A 16,381-nucleotide genomic window follows, 5' to 3' on the forward strand; every position below is an offset into this window, starting at 1 on the left:
TTGTTTTGAAAAAAGCTGAAATTCGATCATAACCACCTCCCATTGGCAACCACACTATCGAATCGATATAATGCCGCTTGTTGAGAATTATTCTGTGTCTAACAATGCTTGGGCCTGAGAGTCAAGTGCAATGGTGCAGGGCTTGACAAACAGATCGTTTCCATCAACAATGCAGTGTCTCGCAGCCCGGAGCGCCAACTGTTTTGATTCAATCACCTTCTATGGAATATTTCGAAAGGATTATTTTTGTCTGAATTTAAAATCAATCGATTGATATCCGGCGGATTGATTACCAACTACTTTTGCACATCGCGCTGCAAGCATTGCCTGTATAATTGCAGCCCGGCCTGGGAAAAGGATTATATGACGCCGCAGGTCGCCGAAGAAAACCTGCGGTCCATCAAGCAGCTGGGATGTACGGCAGTGCACATCGGCGGCGGGGAACCCCTTTTAAGACCCGAAAAGCTGGCAACGATTCTCGAAGTGGCAGCTGCCGTCGGTGTTGACGTCGATTATGTCGAAACCAATTCGTCCTGGTTTAAGGATGAGGACTCGGCAGCGGCCATGCTGTCGCACCTGCATCAAAAGGGCCTGCAGACGCTGCTGGTATCCATCAGCCCATTTCATAACGAATATATTCCATTGGCGAAGATGAAAGGCGTTGTGGATGCCGCCCGCAAAACCGGTATCAGCATATTCCCATGGGTATCAGACTTTTTAGGGGACCTTTCCCAGTTGGACGGCAGCGGCACCCACTCGCTGGCAGAATATGAAGCTTTGTTCGGCGAAAAATATATGAAAAATCTGCCGCAACGCTACTGGATCCACCTGGGCGGCCGGGCATTAAAAACGTTTAGACCCTTTTTTGCGGAAAAATCTGCGGAACAAATCCTAAATGAGAATGCCGGAGGTTGTGCGGGAGAGCTGACAAACACGGGGCATTTTCACCTGGATCTTTTTGGCAATTACATTCCCGGACTTTGTGCCGGTCTTTCCATCAGAAGAGAGGACTTAGGCCAGCCGATTGGGGCCGATACATATCCGGTTTTATCGACCTTGTTTGCAAAAGGCATCCGGGGTATTTATAAAATGGCCGAAGAGACCTTTGATTTCACACCCGCAAACCCTCGTTACATCAATAAATGCGATCTGTGCACAGAAATTCGAACCCTATTCGTCCAACACAATTTCGGCGGCCCCTACGAACTCAACCCCAAAGAATTCTACACCAATCCCTGATGTGCTTTAATCAAGCAACCCATCAAAATTAATTCGCTAAATACATCTGACCGCAAAAGGATATTTGGAATTGTTAAATTAGCACCCAGAATTAAGAAATTTTTTTGATGAGCCCCGCTTATAAAAAGCTCTAAAGAAAGAGGCAATAAGAACCATTTTGAGAATGGTATTGAAAAAATTTCGTTGTAATAAATAAATGAGGTAGTTTTTCGCTGAGCAAGGCCGCACAAGAATCTTAGCCCTCGACGTACTAATAGTACTTCGAGGGCTAAGATGTGCGGAGAACACCGCTCAGCGAAAAAATAACCATTTAGTTATTGCAACGAACGGATTCCCAGCCAAGTATGGCCAGCTTCCTGGCCTTCCCGCCGCCGTAATTTCCAAAATCCGCAGTTTTGCGAATCACCCGATGACAGGGGATCACAAACGGTATCGGATTACTTCCGACGGCATTGCCGACGGCACGTGACGCTTTGGGCATCCCGATGTAGGCGGCTACATCTTCATAAGAGACCACCGCCCCCATGGGTATCCGGACGAGCGCCTCCCAGACTTTGATTTGAAAATTCGTGCCGTTTAAAACCAGATGCAGAGGTGTTGTGTTTTGTTCGGCCAGGGGATTGAATACCCGATCAACAATATGCCGGGTTGTATTCGGTTTTTCAGTTAAAGTTGCATTTTTCCACCTGGATTTCAAACCTGACAGAGCTGCCTGCCGATTTTGATTTTGGACAAAATTCAAACCGCAGATACCCCTGTCGGTGGTTGCCAGCAAACATTCGCCGAACGGGGTGGCATGATATCCGTATGCGATTTCAAGACCCTTGCCCTTGGCCTTGTACTCTCCGGGGGTGACGGCTTCACAGGTAACAAATAAATCGTGTAGGCGGCCCGGGCTGGTCAGGCCGGCTTCATAGGTAACGTCTAACAGGTTAATCGACTTTTCCAGCAAGATTTTGGCGTGCTCTTTAGTCAAATATTGCAGAAACCGTTTGGGGCTGATTCCCACCCAGCGGCTGAAAAGCCGCTGAAAATGGTATTCGCTCATGTGAATCTTTTTGGCAATTTCTTCCAAACCCGGTTGGGAGTGAAAATTGTCGATCAAAAATGTGATGGCTTTTTCGATGCGCTCATAGTCAATGGCAGCCTGGGAAAATGTTTCAGCGGTCATGTTTGTCCCCCTTTTTTTAGCCTAAAATAGTCCATATGCAGTGCATCTGCCACCCGATTCTTGCGGTTTTTCACCTTTCGGTTGGCCCAAGACAAAAGCGCCAACAATCTCAAATATCTGGTCATGGTGTTGCTGCCGGATTAATTATCTACATATCGCTTATCAGAAAATGACATGCCCGGTTCTCAGGCCTGCAGCATCGGAGATATAGATCGATAACTCAGGATAAAGAAGCTGAGCACACCCATGGATATGGCAGCGAAATTTAAAAAAACATCTGATTTTTGAGCCGAAAAAGCGTAAATTTGGACACGCGCTGTATCTCCTTGTGGGTTTTGATGGCTGGGCCGAAGATTTAGCCTAACAGATTGAAAACCATATTCTTTTAATGCAAAACGCCCAAATCACAACCATTATGTATGGCATCTGTTACCTAATTTTCATTCATTTGTTACACACTAATTTTTAAATTGCAACAACCGTCATTTTAATAAGGCTCTGTTATTTATATAAATATATGATATTGGGGTTTTTGCATACTTTTTGCAGATTTAGAACTTGATCATAACATTGCAGACAATGAAACAGATGCTGCCGTGGGTCGCAAGGTCAATTTCTCCATCACATGTCGGATGCTGGTTAAATCTCGTAAATTTTTCAAGGCGTTAAGAAAGTAAGGTGAGCACCATATGATTTCCGCACTGCAACGGTCCACTAAATTAGGAAAAGATTTCACTGCAAAATCTGCTGGCGATCGAAAGATGAAGGATTATGAAATCATCGCTCAATTGTACTATTTAATAAAAAATCTGTCTGAGGAGCAGAAAAAGGATCTTTTCAAGCAATTTCTTAACGGGAACATGACCAACTTTTTGTTAAAAGCAGCCATCGATATGTCATCCGAGCAGCAGTTTATATTTATGAAACATCTGGAAGAAATGCAGCCCCAAGCCGAGCAGCCAGACCGCAGGGCAAGCGCCAGAAAGGATTGCCTGATAAACGTCCATTTTAAAATTCGAGGGCAAAAATTTCGCAGCTATATTCTGGACATCAGCAAATCCGGCGCCTTTATTGAAACCAGCGACCGGTTTTCCAGCGGTTTAAAAATGCTGCTTCGGTTCTCATCTCCCGAAAACCGCCAAGCATTAAATCTTATCGGTGAAATCGTCTGGGCTGATTCCCGCGGTGTTGGTGTGAAGTTTATCCATCTCACAGGCGATCAAATCCGCGTATTGAAATCTTTTACCGAAAAAACTGACGAGGTTTTGGAGATCACTAGTTAACACGGAAGTTAAATAGTCAAATAGTTGATTCGTTAAATGGTTGGAATCCTCTGACCAATTGATGTTTAGATTAATTGACTATTTTACATAGTTTCGAATCACAGAAGGGTGGAATCCACGCGAGTACAGAAAGCGATATATCTTATCGCTTCTTTTTTTTGGATCGGGTTCGCGCGCAAACGTCTTCTTTTTCTTTTCTAAAATCCGGCTGGCGTGTACATATTCATCAACTCCGGGGTATTCCGCCGAAAGAATCCTATCGATTGCGTCACCCCTTAAACGTTTCCTTTTTAACGCCAGTCGAATATAGCGTTTGCCGAAACACTTGCGTTTAAGCTGTAAAATATAAAGCCGGGCGGTTTTTTGGTCATCGATATAATTGAAACGCTCGCACTTTTCTATCACCCCATTGATAACGTCGCTCGCAAATCCCCGTTGCTGCAGTTTCCGTTTTAATTCGTATTGCGAATGGTCGCGATACGTTAAAATTCGAACCGCGGTATTCATCGCCTGCTGGTCATTCTTCTTATCAGGAGACGTAAGGCTCTGTATTCTGTCATCTGTCATCTGTCTTCTAATCTCTGCTTGCCGCGCCGACTTGTGGGGTCGTAGCCCTCAGGGCGGAGCCCCAAGCTCGTTAGAGCGAAGACGGGTCATCTGTTTTCCGCCCTCTGTCCTCTGACTTCTGTCCTCTGTCTTTAATCCGGCAGCCAGGGCCCTTTAACCTGGTAGCCATCGGCAAGAAGCAAACGGCTCATTCCCTTTAGATGCGGTGCCCCCAGGAAAGCAACGACATCCCCCTGGGCCAACTCCGCTTGCATCCTTTTAAAAAACACTTCATCGCGACGATCAATAATGGTGTGATGCCGGCTTGGAAAGCGGATACCGGAAAGTCGCAGTTTTTCCAGATCACCCTTCAAATAGGACTTGACGTAATCATTGGCCAGTGTTTCCCAATGATCCGTCTGCTTGAGAAAATACATGATTTTCTCGTGTGAAATATTTTTCAACACCGTTATTTGTTCTTCAATGCTTTCAAGAAACACGACCTGTTTGCCCAACTCTTGCGCCACATTGTATCCTTCCATATCGACCGAATATTTCCAGCCATTGCGCCGCAAGTAGGTGGACCACAGCGTAAAAAACGCCAGCCAAGGATGCATGCCTTTCACCAAATCGTAAACGGTCTCTCTGAGGCTGTCTTTACAATAATGAACAAATTGAGTTGAATTTCTCAGCCGACAAACTGGTATCAAGGCACCGGTGATGCCGGCAATGGTTTGATCATCCAGCTCATCAAAGAGATGATAGGACGATTCCGGATCTATACCAGCTTGCCTGACCCGGGCCATGTTATCCTCATCCAGCGGGCCTTCAAAAATGGCCACCCGAGCATCTTGCAGACAGCGGCGCAGCGAATCTCGAAAGCTATAGGGAAAGAAATGGGCGGTGCCGACAAGCTGAGAGCTGTTGCCGTTTTTTTGTACCTGCCAGATCATTTTAAGCTTTTTTTGTTTTGATTTAATTGAAAACATATGATCCCATCAGCGCGCTTAACGCGTTTTCCCCAAATCGCGCAAGATATTCAAAAAGGACATTTTTTTTGCTTTCAGCTCACCCATTTCATATCGGCGGGAGGGCATTGCGCCCCACTTTTCCTTAAAACGACGAATACCGGCGTTTACTCCCAGTCCAAGATGAATGTATGGCTTCTGATATTCCAGGCTCAGCTTAATCAGCTCAAAACATAAAAGATCCGATGCCCCCACAACATAATTTTTCTTGGAATGGCACCCGATAATGTAATTGGAAAATTTGCTGGCTTCAAGGTCAACCACATAAAAGGCGCTCAACCGATGGTCTTTATTCCATGCATTTAGCACAAAGGCCTTATCCGCCGCGGCCACAAAATCCGGCATTTTAAACAACAGCCGCTCCACGCGCTTTGACAACTGTTTGCGCTCGGCAAATTCCTGCATCAGATCATAATGGTCGCGCTGCATGCGCGGTGATAATTCCACCCGTAAACTCTCAAGCGCTTTTCTCAGATTGCGTTTTACCGGGCTGCGGATCGTTGGCGCTTGGGTCTCCAGCGTATAGTAAACATCGCTTTGGTGTTCGCGGCAGTTGACAGCCAGGGACGACGGCATTTGCGGTGCAACCAGCGAAATGAATTCGGGACGGAATGTTTCTTTTACTTTGGATAAAATATTTTTTAATGCTTCACTGGTAAAATTATCTTCCAGGGGGTAGCCGATCAGGATGAGCCAGTTTGCTTTGAGGCATATAAAAAAATCATCCATTAGAAACGGCTCCCCGCCGGATACAAAGGTCATCAACTGTACGCAATGCTCCGGTACATAGGCCCGGTTCAAAATATAGGCTTCTTCCTCAGCGCTAAGCATATCATTACTCAGATTAAAATGGGCCACAGCACCACACAGGCAAGCCCGGACCTTCCAAACACATTCTCAATATGAACAGATTTTTTTCTGTGTTCTCTGTGTGCTCCGTGGTTATGTTTTCCGCATTTTATAAATCAGATCGATAGCGTCTTTGGGCAGAGTGGTTATCTTTTTTTCGGTGGTTAAGGCATAAAAATAAATCTGGGCCACTTTTTCCAACAGCTCTGCATTTTTCCAGGCTTGGTCCAGGTCTTTTCCCAAGCTCAAGGCACCATGGTTTTGCAGTATATAGCAATAGCAATCGTTGTCTAGTTTGTGGACAACATTTTGGGCCAGCTCCGTACTTCCGGAAATGGCATAAGGAACCACATCCACCTCAGCACCGATCTCAAATGTGATTTCATCAAACAGGGCCGGTATCGGTTTATTGATTATCGACAATATACCAGCAAAGACCGGATGGGAATGAATGACGGCCTGGATATCGGGTCGGTTTCGATAAACGCTGAGGTGCATCGTTGCTTCAATCGATGGTGTCAGATGTCCTTCAATGGATTTGAATTGGTCATCAACCACACAAATGTCATCCGACGTCATTTCCTGGTAGGGGCGGCGGGACGGGGTTATCGCCATCATACAATCAGTGTTAAGTTTGACCGAAATGTTGCCCCCGCTGCCCCTGATACATCCGAAATAGCCATGTTCAGAGAGCCAGCGGGCACATTCAACGATGGCCTGTTTGTGTTTATCAAATTGACCCATGGCTTGCTCCGTTGTGTGCTTTTTACATTTAATACCATATGCAGCGATTATTAATAAATGGTTTTTCTTGACCCTGTACCCCAACCTGAGATAATGCCCGTAAAGATATCACCTATCAGGTTTGCCCGTTTGCCCGGCCGAAGGTCCTCGTGAAACGGGATTGAGCCCGTTGTGCCGGTTAAAAAAGGATAATGTCTGATTCAATATTTACGGGCCAACGGGTTAACGGGCTAACCGGCTCAACCCATCAATATAGCGAAAGGAGCAATAGAATGCCTGATGTGGAAGAAATGAAAGAAGGAAAAAAATATTTTACTGATATTCCGCAGCAAACAGAAGGGTTCTTTTTGAAAGGATCCAATGCGCTGGACTGGGGGATGAAAAACAGGCTGGCCCGCATTTTCAACCCCGAATCCGGTCGCACGGTCATGCTGGCCATCGATCACGGATATTTTCAGGGTCCCACCACAGGACTTGAGCGGGTTGACGTCAATATTCTTCCGATTGTGCCCTACGCGGACACCTTGATGCTCACCCGCGGTATTCTCAGAAGCATTGTCCCGCCAGCCATTACCAAACCGATTGTGCTGCGGGTATCGGGCGGCACCAGCATCCTCAAAGAGCTGTCAAATGAAGAGATCGCCGTAGATATTGAGGAATCCATTCGTCTGAATGTTTGTGCCATGGCCGTCCAGGTATTCATCGGGGGTGAATACGAAAGGCAATCGATTATCAACATGACCAAGATGGTGGATATCGGCACACGGTACGGCATTCCAACCCTGGCAGTTACCGCCGTGGGTAAGGATATGGCCCGCGATGCCCGCTACTTCAGGCTGGCCACCCGTATTTGTGCCGAACTGGGCGCTCATTATATTAAAACCTATTATATCGAGAAAGATTTTGAAACCGTTTGCGCTTCCTGCCCGGTACCGATCGTGATGGCCGGCGGCAAGAAAATACCGGAACTGGATGCCCTCACCATGGCCTATAATGCCGTGCAGCAGGGGGCTAGCGGCGTGGACATGGGTCGCAATATATTTCAGTCCGATTCTCCGATTGCGATGCTGCAGGCGGTCGCGGCAGTGGTTCATCAAAACGAAAAACCGGATAAGGCTCTGGATCTATACGAAACACTCAAAAATCAGTCATGAAAGTAGCCGTCTGGTATAACAACGAAGATATTCGAATCGAAGAAGTGCTGCGACCAAAACCCGGTGTCAAGGAGATGCTGATAAAAGTGGTGTCATGCGGAATTTGCGGCAGCGATATCGTTGAGTGGTATCGACTGCCGCGAGCGCCGCTGGTGCAGGGGCATGAAATCGGCGCCGAGGTGGTTGAAGTCGGCAGAGCGGTGTCGATGTATAAGCCCGGGGATCGAGTTTTTATTGCACCCAAAGTCCCGTGCATGGCTTGCTCTTATTGTCAGAACGGCCAATATCCGGTGTGCTCAAAAGTCAAAGAAAGACTGCCCGGCGGGTTTGCAGAATATGTTCTGGTGCCTGAATCTTTAGTCGAAAAAGGAACATATCGCTTACCGGACCCGATCACCTATGATCAAAGCACCTTTATTGAACCGCTGGCCTGTGTGATCAGGGCCCAACGATTGGCCGAGGTACGCAACGACCAGACAGTCATGGTAATGGGCAGCGGGATGTCCGGACTGCTGCACGTCAAGCTTGCCAAAAATAAAAATTGCCGGGTCATTGCAACCGATATCAATCCTCATAAGCTGAAAATTGCCGGCAACATGGGCGCGGATATCACCCTGGATGCCGCCGATAATGTTCCGGCGCGACTGTCGGCTGAAAACACCCGCAAAGCGGATGCGGTATTTGTGTGCACGTCTGCTATGAGTGCCGTCGACCAGGCATGGGATTGCGTCGCTAAAGGCGGTGTCATCGTTTTTTTCGCGGTACCGCACCCCGATAAAACAGTGACGATACCGCTCAATCGCTTTTGGACACGCGAAACGCGAATCATCACTTCCTATTATTGCGGCCCCCCCGATATTGATGCGGCCATTAAGCTGTTGGAAACCCGCGCAATAGAAGTTGATGATTTGATTACCCGGCAGCTTTCCCTGTATGATATCGCCGAAGGCTTCCGGCTGGTCTTGGAAAACCAGTCGTCTCTGAAAGTTATTGTGAAACCCCATTTCTAATCTAAACATTTAGCTGCGATGGAAAAATTAAGCCATCCGCCCGAATCCGAATATCGTTTATAGAGTTTCCGCGGTAACCGGATCCCGTTTTCATAGCGTAAAGGAACATTACGGAGGAATTTACAAATGATCATGCGGCATGCAGCGCTGACGTGCAGCTCGGAACAAAGATCAGATCGTTTTTTTAAAGACCTTTTGGGTCTGGAAAAGGAAAAACCGAAAACGCTGGCAGTATCCCTTGCCAAAGCCATTTTTAATGTCAACACCGAGCTAGTAATGATCAACTATCGCAGTGAAAAGGTTCATTTTGAGATTTTTATCACCGGCCAACCGGTGAAACAGGATAACGCAATCGATCATGTCTGCTTGGAGGTTAGAGACTTGGACGCCTTGCTGAGCAAATGTGATCTCCTGAAAATCCAGGTGATTCAAGTCCCCAAGGGTGACCGAACCCTGACATTTATTCGAGATGATGATGGTCATCTGTTTGAGATCAAATAATGCCGATTGACGTCACCCGCCGAAAATTCGTGAAATTAGGCCTGGTAACATTGAGCGGGTTCGGTCTGACCCCGCTCATGAAGGGATGCGCCCAAAAGCAAGTCGAATCAAAGCCCCGCATAATCACAACACCAAATCTGGAATCTCATGCGGCCATTCCGACACCGCAAGATCAGTGTTACCTGGGCTGGCACCATGATATCGGTTATCGTATCTCAGGCGCTTCTGATTTCTGGCGGCAAGAAAAAAGTGCCCAGGTAGAGAAACAGATATTAAGCAGCTATCAAAGAAAAATCGGTACGCTGCCGGCAGTGCACAGTATCGCTGATGATTTCCTGGGTGACAGTTATTACCCCGGCAGTGTTCTAGATGCGGCCATCGAGATGGGGGTTTATCCAATGATGCGCTACAGCCCGCGTGCAGACTGGATGGCCATTAGCAAAGGCCGTTACGATCATCATCTTCAACGCTTTTCACAGCAGGTCAGCCAGACGGCATTACCCGCCTTTTTCACACCCTTTCCGGGAGCCGGCCATTATGACAAGGATCATCCCTGGAAAAATTGGGATCCGCAGTACTTTATCCCTGCCTGGGACCGCATGTTTAATATTTTTGAGCAGGAAGGGGCGAACCGCTATCTTGTCTGGGGGCTTCATTTAACCAATAGATTATCCGGTTCTTGGAAGATGAGGCCCTATTACCAGGTGCCGCCCGAGCAGGTCGACTGGGTCGGTGTTTCCATCTGGAACCAGAGTTTCAAAAAAAGCGAACATTTTGAGGATCTGTTAGGTGATGATTACAATGAATTAACGACCCTCTATCGGACAAAACCCTTTGCGATCTGGGAATTGGGAGATCGCCACCGGGGTACGGATTGGTTTTATCGATATTCCAGTAAATGGTTTGAACGCACCTTTGCTGCCATTGAAAATTTACCGAGTTGCAAATTGGTCGTCTTTTATGATTTTCGTTGGCTTGAACTGGGCGTGGAAAATCAGCTGTTTAAAAAAAGAAACATCGAAATGATCAAAAATGTCGGTTCTAGGGGCTATTATCTAACAGGCGATAAAAATACATCAGAGTAATACCATAAAAAATCATCTTTTTCTCAGAGCACCGATTCGAAAATCAGCAAATTGCACAATTAAAAGGGGCTAAAGGCAAGTGAGCCCCTTTTTATGGTCTTGTAAGCACATGGGGTCTCATGGTTTGCGGGGGTTTTTTTCAATCGTTTGGGTTTCATCGGTTGGGAACGGCTTGAGGTTCGTTTTGGGAAGCGGCTGCATATCGCTGATGGGCACGCAGGATTCATATTCATCATTGCTTTTGGGGGTACAGCACAGCCAACGGTATTGGCTTAAGTCCCAAATAATCTCGGCAGCGGGCAGACGGGCACATGCCGCTTCTGTGACGCTTTCAGCCGGATCGCTGCTGCCAGTCGTTGGCATCCCCAGCAATAGTAGGCCACATATCAAACTGGTTAAATATTTTTCTAATAAAGTCATTCCCTTAACGATAAACGTTGACAGGCGGTGCCGGCGATTGGAAAAATAATGTTGATTGGGACATATTAAGCCCGCACTAAATCTAACATTAAATCAACGTTAATGAAAGCGTCTAGCAAAGATGGGACAGATCTGCTTAGCTCCGATGAGAGAAAAATGGATTGGGTCATCCACTCGGTCTTTGAAGCCAGAGATTGCGGCACGCATCGGCAATATCCTTTTTGCCGATCAGTTGGTGCAGGTGCTGATTGAATTTATGCAGGAATTTCGGCGTCATTCCGCCGCGGGTATGGTTGCGAATAAAATGTTTCAACTGATTTCGCTGACTGGACACCAAATCAATGAATTGAACAGCATAAATGTGTTGAAATGAACCGGCGGTGCTGTGTGGAAAGTTCCGCTGGGGCAAAATGAGCTGATACGGCAATTTATCCATGTAGAAATGACAATCATCTGTTAAAATCTCTAATTTCGACGCATCGCTGAATCCATCCGCATGCATATTGATGGCATTCACACAGACCGCCAGCCCTCCAAGGCTAATATCAATAATGGGTATCAGCTTCGTGGGTTCGGATTTGAAAACCGCATAAGCGTTATCCTGCACCTGATAGCGCGGATTCTTTCTTCTGTCATTTGCCATTTTATATGTTGCTCGCAGAATTGATTGCGTTAGGCTTTTGAACCTGAATATGTGTACCACAATGTAGGATGTCAATAATCCCCAACCATCACCTGGGACGATTAAAAAAGCCTGTACATCAATTCAATCACACATAGCGCAAAAGGCTTGTCTGGTGGGCGCGCTTGAAACGGTCGTAAAAGCAACAAAGCGGATAAAGCACCGCTAAAACGGCCAGCGTCGCCAGACCGGTTTCGAGCAGCCCGCCGGCCCGGTATAAATTCAGTGCCCAGGCCGCCCCTGCCAATAAATGAACATGCAGAATGTAAAATAAAAGCGGTGTGCGGCCGAACACCTGCAGCGGATTGGCCGCTGATGGTTTTTTATTCCTATACACAGCAAACAGAAAAGCCAACATCAGGAACATGAGGCCTAATTCAAGGGAGGCAAAGGAAAGGCTGGGCGGGTATTTGCTTACATGCAGCCACTGCGGTATGGAATGGTCATAGCGGTACAACAGCATGTTGCCGTATTGATTGAAGCCGCGAACGATAACAAACAGGATGAGGGAAATGAGGCCGGCCTTTGCGAAAAAATGAATCGGGTTAACACCCTTTTCTCCGAACAGATATCGTCCGCAGACCCAGCCCAGCAGCATGTAAGCCAGCCAGGGCAATAGCGGATAAAGAACATAGATGCCTTTTGTCACTGCCCCGCCGGTAATGAGAAAGGCGGCAATCAGATCCAGTATTTGATCGTTACCGGCCCACCGCGTCAGCCCTGCAAACCCTTCACCCAGAAAACAAAGTCCCAACCCCACAACCAGCAGGCTGCGCAGACCCATCCTGCGCAAGGGCACCATCAAACAAAAACTGCCCCCAATGGCATAGAGCACCTGCAGGGTGATATTTCCGCCAAAACCAAAGCTCATCCAGAGCGGGTCCAACAGCAAGATGAAAATTCCGCGTTTGATCATATCGCCGTCAATGGCGTGCTCTGCATCACCGCGGGCCTGTCGTCTGGCAACACTCAGTGCCAACACAAAACCGGCCAGAAACAAAAATGCGGGTGCACAGATATGCGTCACCCAGCGGACAAAAAACTGAATTGTCGGGATCTGCGTGCCGGCCGAATACCACAGGTAGGAATCTTGAGTATAGCGCCCGGCGTTGAAGGCATGCGACGCGTGGTCCATCGCCATGAGCACCATGACAAAGCCGCGCATGATATCGATGGCCGCAATACGAGAGCCAGGGTAAGCTGTTGGTGTTAGGTTCAAAGATTCAGTCATTCACTTTTTTCAGAAATATATCCGGCATTTTGCAGGTAGTTTTGTATTTCGCGTTCACGAGGATCTTCGGTGAGCAACGGGCTCAACCCATTATTTACATATAAATAAACTAGAGCCATTTAACGAACTGTAAAGGGTAAGGAATTATTCTCTGAGAATGCAGAGAATTAAATTTTTTTGGCATGATAATGGCATATTAATTTTAGGCCTGCGAAAACGACCTTGGGATCAAAATTGGCGTTTTGCGATGCAAAATACCAATTTTAACATTATTTATTGTTATATTAATATGTTGTAAATTTTCTCAAAAAGCGAAGCCATGCGGAAATTTGCAAAAAAAGACTAAAGTATGTAAAGTTTTTACCGATAATATAATTAAATCGTAATTTATTTGACACGCAGAAGCCAGTGAATTAGAATTATTGTTAATAATGAAGGTTGTGCGGTCAGAAAGATTGGCAACCCGTTAAAGTTTGAGGAGACTGCCATAAAATGGAAATTACCCCCAAAGACTCTGTTAACATTGAATCGTATGTGAATCAGGTACAGGATAAGGATAAGGTCGACGCCGCATCGGAGCAGCAGCAACAACAGCAAACCAAGGCAGATACGGTCGCGCTTTCAAACGCGGCTAAAGATATCCAGGAGGCCCAGAAACAGTTGGAAGCGATACCGGATGTCCGAGAGGACAAAGTTGCTCAGCTTAAAGAACAAATCGAAAATGGGACCTACGAGATTGATGAAGAAAAAATAGCCGATAAAATGCTAAAAGATGTGCTGTTTAACGATTTGGCTTGATCGTTCTCTTTCCCGAACGGCACATTTTTAACTGATAAAAAAGGCGATTACAGGAACATCCTGAATCGCCTTTTTTGTTTCCATAACTGAATGGTGCATTAAAACCAATGCGCCATTCAGTTATAGATTAAGTTAGCCCCTTTATCAGTAAGCTTAAGATTCAGGCTCGAGCCTCTGACATTTTTGACAAGCCCTCTTGAAATCAAATCCTTGACCGCATTTTGATAGAGTTGCTTTTCGTCCCAATTTAAATGCTGGAAATAATTCGATTCCAAAAATTCAGGCGGTAAAACATCTTTGCCTTCATTTTGTAACGATCGAAACATATTCAATATATCTTTTTTGATATCCTTTTTATCTTTTGCCATATCTGTCTCCGATTTATCCAGAATGGTTGATCTAAATCCATGAAAACATAATGATTTATTTTAGTGGTTGAAGCGCCCTTTTCCTTACAAACGTTTTTAGAGGGAATAATGATATTAAACGCAATTAAGAGACATTTATTCGGCGGAAGGTTTCAAAAATATTTGATTGGCTTTTAGAATTGTTTCGTAAAAGGGAAAGAAGGTGTAACAAATTGAATTTGATACAAATACGCAACTCCGGGTACTTATTTGATCAAGGATCGATACAATTTAAGCAGAATGCGTATAATCCGGCCGGATCGTCGTCCAGCAAAAGATGACCGATTTCGTTATCAACCACCCTCTCATATAATTTTTGTACTGGATGATCTGTCGACTGGGTAAAATTGAATACGGTCAAAATGAACCGATTAAGCTTTTTGATCAGCTGCTCCCTGGTTGTTAACGGTTGTGTGATGTAAGTAATGCCATAATCTTTTAAATCTGCCTGTGCAGCAGCCGCCTGAATGGTATCCTGCAAGTTGCCCAGTTGATCGACCAGTCCCAGATCTTTGGCCGTCGTTCCGGCCCAGACACGACCCTGGGCAATTTTCTCGACCGCCTCGAGTTCCATATTGCGGCCTTCGGCAACCCGCTGGATGAAACGCCGATAGCCCTGTTCGATCATCTGGTTCATTGATTGGGCGATCAGATCATTGAGCGGTCGGCTGGGAATAAATGCATCTGATAGTTGGGTCGTACCAACACCATCGCTGGTAATGCCGAGGGATTTGAGACTCTTTTCAAACGTAGGGAAGGCGCCGAATATCCCGATCGATCCGGTAATGGTCGTTGGTGTGGCCCAGATTTGATCGGCCTGGGCAGCAATCCAATATCCACCCGAAGCGGCCACCGATCCCATGGACACAAAAACGGGTTTGCCGCTGTCGCGGGTAAGCTGGATTTCCCTGCTGATAACTTCAGAGGCGGTCGCACTGCCGCCGCCACTATCCACCCGTAACACCACTGCCTTTATCTGGTCATCATTACGCGCCCGGATCAGCAAATCCGCGATGGTGTCACCGCCAATTCGGCCGGTCGGCTGTTCACCATCCAGGATGATGCCACTGGCCACAACAATGCCGACTTTGTCTTTGATCGGGTGGTCTTGCGTCAGCACAGGGCGAACGTGGCTAAAATACTCATCAAATGAGATCTGTTTAAAGGTCAGTCCGTCTTGATCCCGACCGACGATGTCGATAAGCTCCTCGCGCAGCTGGTCACGGGTTATCAACTCATCCACCAGACCAAGATTTAAAGCTGCTGCGGCAGCATCGCCACCGGCTTTTGCCAGATGAGCGGGATAATTATTGATAAAGACGTCAATATTTTGTGGTTCTAGCCCCCGCTGTTCGGCAACAACACGTTTGTAATCGTTCCAGAGGATGTCGAGCCACGCCAGGTTGGCCTCTTTGGCATAATCAGACATGTCATCGCGTAAAAAAGGCTCCAGGGCTGTTTTATAAGTACCAACACGAAAGGCATGAAACTGTATTTTAAGCTTTTCCAGCGCCGACTTGAAGTACATACGATAAAGACCAAAGCCTTGCAAAAAAACTGAGCCCATCGGGTTCAAATAAAGTCGGTCCGCATGGGTTGCCAGAAGGTACTGTTGCTGATTGAAGAAATCACCAAAAGCATAAATTTGCTTGCCGCCACTTTTAAAGCGCTCGAGAGCGGCCCCAATGTCTTGCAGCTTGCTAATGCCGGAACCGGCCATTTTCCTTAGATCCAGCACCATCACCGCTATGCGGTCATCATCTTTTGCATAATCGATTACATCGATAATGTCCTTCAAGAGCGTCTCTTTTTTTGCAGCTTCACCAAATAAGACACTGGACATCACAGTTTCAGTTTTTTGTTCAACGATATCGCCTTCCGGGGTTAAGATCAAAGCAGCGCCATCGGGCACTTCTTCTCCGCCATCGAAGAAGAATATGGCAATTAAAATGATGATCAGCAAAAGAAATAGCATATTGCCGACAAAGCGGCGCAGAACCGAGACACCGTTCCAGAAGGAACCTAAAATTCGACGGATAATTCCGGGTGGTTTTTTCATGTGCTTAAAAACCTCTGAGGGTATTGAATATAGTTTAACATAAGCGTGAGAAACCCTGCTCGCCACTAAGGCAGAAAGGGATATGAGTCCGAATGATTGAATGCTGTTCTTCGTGTTTTTCAGTTAAAACTCTTTTTATATTATAAGTCAATTTGAAAGTATTGCATAACAATA

General features: G+C 46.4%; 17 protein-coding genes. 7 read left to right on the plus strand and 10 right to left on the minus strand.

Annotated features, from left to right (window positions below; genetic code table 11):
- Positions 1-246: 246 nt before the first annotated feature.
- Complete coding sequence (locus QNJ26_03615; GenBank protein MDJ0984610.1) at positions 247-1,239, plus strand: radical SAM protein; 993 nt, start codon at positions 247-249, stop codon at positions 1,237-1,239.
- 310 nt (positions 1,240-1,549) lie between these two features.
- On the opposite strand, the gene QNJ26_03620 is transcribed toward QNJ26_03615, so the two are convergent.
- Positions 1,550-2,410 carry a bifunctional helix-turn-helix domain-containing protein/methylated-DNA--[protein]-cysteine S-methyltransferase gene (locus tag QNJ26_03620; protein MDJ0984611.1) on the minus strand — a complete coding sequence of 287 codons (861 nt, stop codon included), beginning with the start codon at positions 2,408-2,410 and terminating at the stop codon, positions 1,550-1,552.
- Positions 2,411-3,171: 761 nt separating this feature from the next.
- On the opposite strand from QNJ26_03620, the gene QNJ26_03625 reads away from it, so the two are divergent.
- Positions 3,172-3,693 carry a PilZ domain-containing protein gene (locus QNJ26_03625; GenBank protein MDJ0984612.1) on the plus strand — a complete coding sequence of 174 codons (522 nt, stop codon included), beginning with the start codon at positions 3,172-3,174 and terminating at the stop codon, positions 3,691-3,693.
- 78 nt (positions 3,694-3,771) lie between these two features.
- On the opposite strand, the gene QNJ26_03630 is transcribed toward QNJ26_03625, so the two are convergent.
- The 4 genes from QNJ26_03630 to QNJ26_03645 all read right to left on the minus strand — a co-directional run bounded on the left by QNJ26_03630 (position 3,772) and on the right by QNJ26_03645 (position 6,860).
- Complete coding sequence (locus tag QNJ26_03630) at positions 3,772-4,260, minus strand: regulatory protein RecX (protein MDJ0984613.1); 489 nt, start codon at positions 4,258-4,260, stop codon at positions 3,772-3,774.
- 131 nt (positions 4,261-4,391) lie between these two features.
- The gene (locus QNJ26_03635) at positions 4,392-5,228 is read right to left on the minus strand and encodes a TraB/GumN family protein (protein ID MDJ0984614.1); all 837 of its coding nucleotides are present in this window, start codon (positions 5,226-5,228) and stop codon (positions 4,392-4,394) included.
- Positions 5,229-5,246: 18 nt separating this feature from the next.
- Positions 5,247-6,098, minus strand: a complete 852-nt coding sequence (locus QNJ26_03640; protein ID MDJ0984615.1) for a hypothetical protein — start codon at positions 6,096-6,098, stop codon at positions 5,247-5,249.
- Positions 6,099-6,209: 111 nt separating this feature from the next.
- Positions 6,210-6,860 (minus strand): class II aldolase/adducin family protein, encoded by a 651-nt coding sequence (locus QNJ26_03645; protein MDJ0984616.1) that lies wholly within the window; start codon positions 6,858-6,860, stop codon positions 6,210-6,212.
- Between the two features lie 272 nt (positions 6,861-7,132).
- Here QNJ26_03645 and lsrF point away from each other — a divergent pair, with 272 nt between their 5' ends.
- The 4 genes from lsrF (at position 7,133) to QNJ26_03665 (ending at position 10,610) form a co-directional block, all read left to right on the plus strand.
- Complete coding sequence (gene lsrF, locus QNJ26_03650; protein MDJ0984617.1) at positions 7,133-8,014, plus strand: 3-hydroxy-5-phosphonooxypentane-2,4-dione thiolase; 882 nt, start codon at positions 7,133-7,135, stop codon at positions 8,012-8,014.
- Positions 8,011-9,024: an alcohol dehydrogenase catalytic domain-containing protein gene (locus QNJ26_03655; GenBank protein MDJ0984618.1), complete on the plus strand. Its 1,014-nt coding sequence runs from the start codon at positions 8,011-8,013 to the stop codon at positions 9,022-9,024. Before lsrF ends, QNJ26_03655 begins: the two co-directional genes overlap by 4 nt.
- 126 nt (positions 9,025-9,150) lie before the next feature.
- On the plus strand, positions 9,151-9,525 hold the full coding sequence (locus QNJ26_03660) for a VOC family protein (protein ID MDJ0984619.1): 375 nt from the start codon (positions 9,151-9,153) through the stop codon (positions 9,523-9,525).
- Positions 9,525-10,610: a hypothetical protein gene (locus QNJ26_03665; GenBank protein MDJ0984620.1), complete on the plus strand. Its 1,086-nt coding sequence runs from the start codon at positions 9,525-9,527 to the stop codon at positions 10,608-10,610. The genes QNJ26_03660 and QNJ26_03665 overlap by 1 nt, the downstream gene beginning before the upstream one ends.
- Positions 10,611-10,727: 117 nt before the next feature.
- Here QNJ26_03665 and QNJ26_03670 read toward each other — a convergent pair whose 3' ends face one another.
- The 3 genes from QNJ26_03670 to QNJ26_03680 all read right to left on the minus strand — a co-directional run bounded on the left by QNJ26_03670 (position 10,728) and on the right by QNJ26_03680 (position 12,943).
- Positions 10,728-11,030 carry a hypothetical protein gene (locus QNJ26_03670; protein MDJ0984621.1) on the minus strand — a complete coding sequence of 101 codons (303 nt, stop codon included), beginning with the start codon at positions 11,028-11,030 and terminating at the stop codon, positions 10,728-10,730.
- Between the two features lie 166 nt (positions 11,031-11,196).
- Entirely contained in the window at positions 11,197-11,673 is a 477-nt protein-coding gene (locus tag QNJ26_03675) for a PilZ domain-containing protein (protein ID MDJ0984622.1), read from the minus strand.
- A gap of 127 nt (positions 11,674-11,800) precedes the next feature.
- Positions 11,801-12,943: a heparan-alpha-glucosaminide N-acetyltransferase domain-containing protein gene (locus QNJ26_03680; protein MDJ0984623.1), complete on the minus strand. Its 1,143-nt coding sequence runs from the start codon at positions 12,941-12,943 to the stop codon at positions 11,801-11,803.
- Positions 12,944-13,435: 492 nt separating this feature from the next.
- On the opposite strand from QNJ26_03680, the gene flgM reads away from it, so the two are divergent.
- Entirely contained in the window at positions 13,436-13,741 is a 306-nt protein-coding gene (gene flgM / locus QNJ26_03685; protein MDJ0984624.1) for a flagellar biosynthesis anti-sigma factor FlgM, read from the plus strand.
- A 116-nt stretch (positions 13,742-13,857) separates the two neighbouring features.
- Here the strand turns inward: flgM and QNJ26_03690 are convergent, their stop codons facing one another.
- Together QNJ26_03690 and sppA are read right to left on the minus strand one after the other, a co-directional pair.
- On the minus strand, positions 13,858-14,109 hold the full coding sequence (locus tag QNJ26_03690) for a hypothetical protein (protein MDJ0984625.1): 252 nt from the start codon (positions 14,107-14,109) through the stop codon (positions 13,858-13,860).
- A gap of 253 nt (positions 14,110-14,362) precedes the next feature.
- A complete protein-coding gene (sppA, locus tag QNJ26_03695) occupies positions 14,363-16,207 on the minus strand; it encodes a signal peptide peptidase SppA (GenBank protein ID MDJ0984626.1) in 1,845 nt (614 codons plus the stop codon).
- Positions 16,208-16,381 lie beyond the last annotated feature (174 nt).

This window comes from Desulfobacterales bacterium (assembly GCA_030066985.1).
In the GTDB taxonomy this organism is placed as follows: Bacteria; Desulfobacterota; Desulfobacteria; order Desulfobacterales; family JAHEIW01; genus JAHEIW01.